The sequence below is a fragment of the Variovorax sp. P4_D9 genome (assembly GCF_056401695.1).
Map to the genome: position 1 here is coordinate 1 of NZ_JBFUIU010000813.1, position 3,889 is coordinate 3,889.

Sequence of the window (3,889 nt, forward strand, 5' to 3'; positions counted from 1 at the left end):
GCTCCGATTTCGGGCAAAACCCGCGAAAGCAGTCTCAATTCATGCGTCTCGTGCCATCGGCATACTGGATAGCCAATAAACGGCGCTTGATCAGCGTTGCCTTAAAAGGCATTAGCATTACATCGAGAATCTGCGCCTCTTGCGGCGCAATGGGCCTTCTGACCATCCCTCAAGACACCAAGCACCGCGTTCGTTGCATCCAATGCGGCGTCGACCACGATCGCCATGCCAATGCCGCTTCCTGCGCATGGCGATGGACGCACGAGAACTTGAATCAACTCCTGGTAGCTCACCGGACAGAGGCAATCAGTCGAGTGCAGCAAACCAATGCCCGAATCGAAGCACGCAAGGAGGCGATCACTGAAAGGCGACGCATGGGTCGCACGACGGAGGCAACTCGACTCAGGGTGCACGACGAACCAGGCTGGGCCACCAGCGTGTGACGGACCCCCCTTAGCAGCCATCGGGGCTTCGTACCAGCGACATCGTCATTGTTTACGGTGGGTTTTAGTCCAGCGGATGCGCACCGTCTAGCGAATCGAACATCACGCATCGCAGCCTCGACGGCAGACAAGAAAATCGGGGGAGCATATTGGCTCCATGCCGATTGGCAAGCCGCACCCTCTTTGATCCTCCCCTCCGCCCGAACACGACCTCAACGATAGATCGCGAAACGCCAAACTCACCGGGGAGGAAACGCACCCTGTAGTCCCTTGCGCGACTCGCGCGTGGTGCCCGCCGCGGCTTCCGAGAATGTTGAGAATCAGGATTTCCCTTCTCCTCTCTCCCACCCGTAGACAAATTTCTTTCTCAATGCGTGGCCAGGCGCTGGGCCAAGCAGCATTAGTGGTATCGATGCATCACCCAATGACCACCCGCGTGCACAGCAATTCGGCCTCAACGGCGAGGTGCCCGTCTACAAGGCCGCTCCCCTTGAACTTGAAGACCCCCGCTTTCCTGCGCACCATTTGCACGTCCATCATCAACTGATCCCCTGGTTCGACCGGCCTTTTGAATCGCGCCGCATCGATTCCGCCGAAGTAGTACATCTTCGTGTCGTCAGGCGTTTCACCGAAAGTCTCAAACGCGAGCAAAGCGGCCGCCTGCGCCAAGGCTTCCAACAGCAGCACGCCGGGCATCACGGGACGATGAGGAAAGTGACCCTGGAACAACGCTTCGTTGATCGTGACATTCTTCAGTGCCTTGATCCGCGTACCCTTCTCCAGCTTCACGACACGGTCCACCAAAAGGAACGGATAGCGATGGGGAAGCCTCTTCAGAATTTCGTGGATGTCTAACTTCACACAAGCCCCTTTTCGAACCGGACGACGGACGATCCCGTCCCATCCGATTCTGGATTGTCCGCTCGCTGGAACCGAACAGTATCTTGAAGTCGGGTCGTAGCGCCGCCCTGCCCTTCTCGATCAGTTTCTGGCCGCTCATCCCATCACGCAGATCGAGATCCGTAGATAGCTTCCGTCAGCTCCCCTGAAGACTGCTGATGGCTTGCGCTCGACTGCGAGGATCTTGACGCCACGACTAAACAGCCTGTTCCATTGGGCCTCGGGCGAAGGCGCCGCGGATACGGCGTTCCGACTGGTCTCTCCCGTCGCAGTGACATACACACATTAAATGTGTGTTTCATAATAATTGCAATTATACATGATGAGAACTATATTTGTGTCTTTGCCGCGGACCCTGATGAGTTCGCGACGACCCCATCGTCCTGCAGTGAACATTTTTCAAGAACTCAGCCGCTTGGTCCGAGCCCAACGGACAGATCGCCAGCTAGGGGGCGTGCTTGCGTTCACTGCCGGCGCGATCAACGCCGGTGGTTTTCTTGCGGTGCAACGCTATACGTCGAACATGACCGGGTTCATTTCCGCCATCGCGAACGACCTGATTTCGGGACACGTCGCCTGGGCAGTCGTCGGGTTCGCGTTGCTCGCTTCATTCGTCTGCGGCGCGGCAACCACCGGAGCGTTGGTTGCTCGTGCGCGCCGTCTACGGCTTCATGCGGAGTTCTCGCACCCTCTTGTGCTCGAAGCGGCTTTGCTGTTGGTGTTCGGCGTGCTCGGCGCCAATTCCGAGTTTTTTGGCGACTGGTTTATTCCGTCCACTCTTCTTCTCCTGTGTTTCGTCATGGGACTGCAGAACGCAATCGTCAGCGAGGTCTCGAAGACCGAGATCAGGACGACGCACATGACGGGCGTTATCACGGACCTGGGCGTTGAACTGGGCAATTGGATCCACGATGACGTTCCTCGACGAGCCAATGGCCAGCGCATGGCAGCTACCGGTTCCGAGAAGCTGGCACTCTTTGCGACGATCCTCGGGTTGTTTGTGGGTGGCGGCGCTGTTGGGGCCATCGCCTTCGCGGTTCTGGGCTTCGCGGCGACAGTGCCCCTTGCCGCCGTATTGATGACGTTGGCTGCACGGCCCATGCTGCAAGACCTCAGGTCGATGGGCGACGAATCTACAGGGGGTAGCCCTTGAAAACCATTGCGGGTACGAGCCGCATCGTCAGCCGGCACATCAAGCTGCTGCGCTACCAGTCTCCGTCGGGAGGTGCAAGCCGCACTGTCGGTGCGGTTTGGCAACTGGGTAACGAAGTCCGGTGCGTGTCGCCAATCGCACGAAGGCTCAATGACGTATTGGACCCGCAGCTCTTCGTTGACCGTTTTCCGGAGGCCACATCCGATTTCGATCACTTCGCTGCCGCTATCACCTGGCTGAGATCAGTTTGCAACGCGGCGCACGAACTGCTGGACGTCGCGCAGGCCTGCCGGACAGAACCGGGCCTGGGGTTGAGCTGCATCCGGTACGAAGGACCGGATCAGGGTGAGGATCTCGCCAGCCTGTTGGAAGGAGACGACCAAGTGCAGCTGCTGGATGTCGAGATGCATCGTATCGTTGTGAGCCTTACCTTGAAGCACCTCGTCAAAGAGCACGCAGTTCTCAAGGGCCTTCCGGTGGAGCTGATATCCGAGGAAGGGTCGAGCGAATGCGCGCGACTTCTCCTTCCGGACGACCAGATCGTCCACGTCTACTTTGATCGCGATACGCGCCCGAGTCGCGTGGTCCCCCTATTGCTTGCGGAAAGCGATCGGCTATTCCGCCTGCGCTCCGAGTCGGAGGTCTCGTTCTTTGTATTCGCTCAACTGAAGAGCGCACTACCTCTCCGGCCGACAACCAGGGTGCTCGCGACGGGTATGCGTCTGCCGCACATCGCCAATGGGTTGGTTCGGCTGGTGTGGGCTACGCCACTGTCATCATGAGGCTGCCCCCCAGACCCCAAGGATCCACGCACTCAACGGGCCGAGCGCGCATCTCGGCTCCGTATGAAGCACCAGGACAGGAACTTTATGACTAACTCCATTGATCCGTTTCGCATTGCCGCGCTTGAATATCATGAGCATCCGATCCCGGGCAAGATCTCGATCGCGGCCACCAAGCAGATGGTCAATCAGCGCGACCTGGCGCTGGCCTATTCGCCTGGCGTCGCGGCGCCCTGTGAGGAAATCGTCAAGGACCCGGTCAATGCCTTCAAGTACACCGCGCGCGGCAATCTCGTGGCGGTTATCACCAACGGCACTGCAGTTCTCGGTCTCGGCGACATCGGACCGCTGGCGTCCAAGCCGGTGATGGAAGGCAAGAGCGTCCTGTTCAAGAAGTTCGCCGGGGTCGATGTCTTCGACATCGAGATCGATGAGAAGGACCCCGCGAAACTGGTCGAGGTGATCGCCGCACTGGAGCCCACCGTCGGCGCCATCAACCTCGAGGACATCAAGGCGCCCGACTGCTTCTACGTCGAACGCGAGCTGCGCAAGCGCATGAAGATCCCGGTCTTCCACGACGACCAGCACGGCACCGCGATCACCGTGGCGGC

General features: G+C 59.0%; 4 protein-coding genes and 1 pseudogene. 4 read left to right on the forward strand and 1 reads right to left on the reverse strand.

The annotated features are described in order from the left end of the window. On the forward strand, nucleotides 1–443 hold a 443-nt coding region (locus AC1DY5_RS45810), incomplete at its 5' end, for a transposase family protein (protein WP_478121028.1). A 417-nt stretch (nucleotides 444–860) separates the two neighbouring features. Here the strand turns inward: AC1DY5_RS45810 and fabZ are convergent. Then, nucleotides 861–1,304 carry a 3-hydroxyacyl-ACP dehydratase FabZ gene (fabZ, locus tag AC1DY5_RS45815; RefSeq protein WP_478121029.1) on the reverse strand — a complete coding sequence of 148 codons (444 nt, stop codon included), beginning with the start codon at nucleotides 1,302–1,304 and terminating at the stop codon, nucleotides 861–863. 427 nt (nucleotides 1,305–1,731) lie between these two features. On the opposite strand from fabZ, the gene AC1DY5_RS45820 reads away from it, so the two are divergent. From AC1DY5_RS45820 to AC1DY5_RS45830, 3 genes and pseudogenes are all read left to right on the forward strand, one after another. Then, nucleotides 1,732–2,496, forward strand: coding sequence for a YoaK family protein (locus AC1DY5_RS45820; RefSeq protein ID WP_478121030.1), 765 nt, complete (start codon nucleotides 1,732–1,734; stop codon nucleotides 2,494–2,496). Continuing rightward, nucleotides 2,493–3,278, forward strand: coding sequence for a hypothetical protein (locus AC1DY5_RS45825; protein ID WP_478121031.1), 786 nt, complete (start codon nucleotides 2,493–2,495; stop codon nucleotides 3,276–3,278). Before AC1DY5_RS45820 ends, AC1DY5_RS45825 begins: the two co-directional genes overlap by 4 nt. Nucleotides 3,279–3,365: 87 nt before the next feature. After that, nucleotides 3,366–3,889: pseudogene (locus AC1DY5_RS45830) on the forward strand (NADP-dependent malic enzyme); the annotation flags it as partial.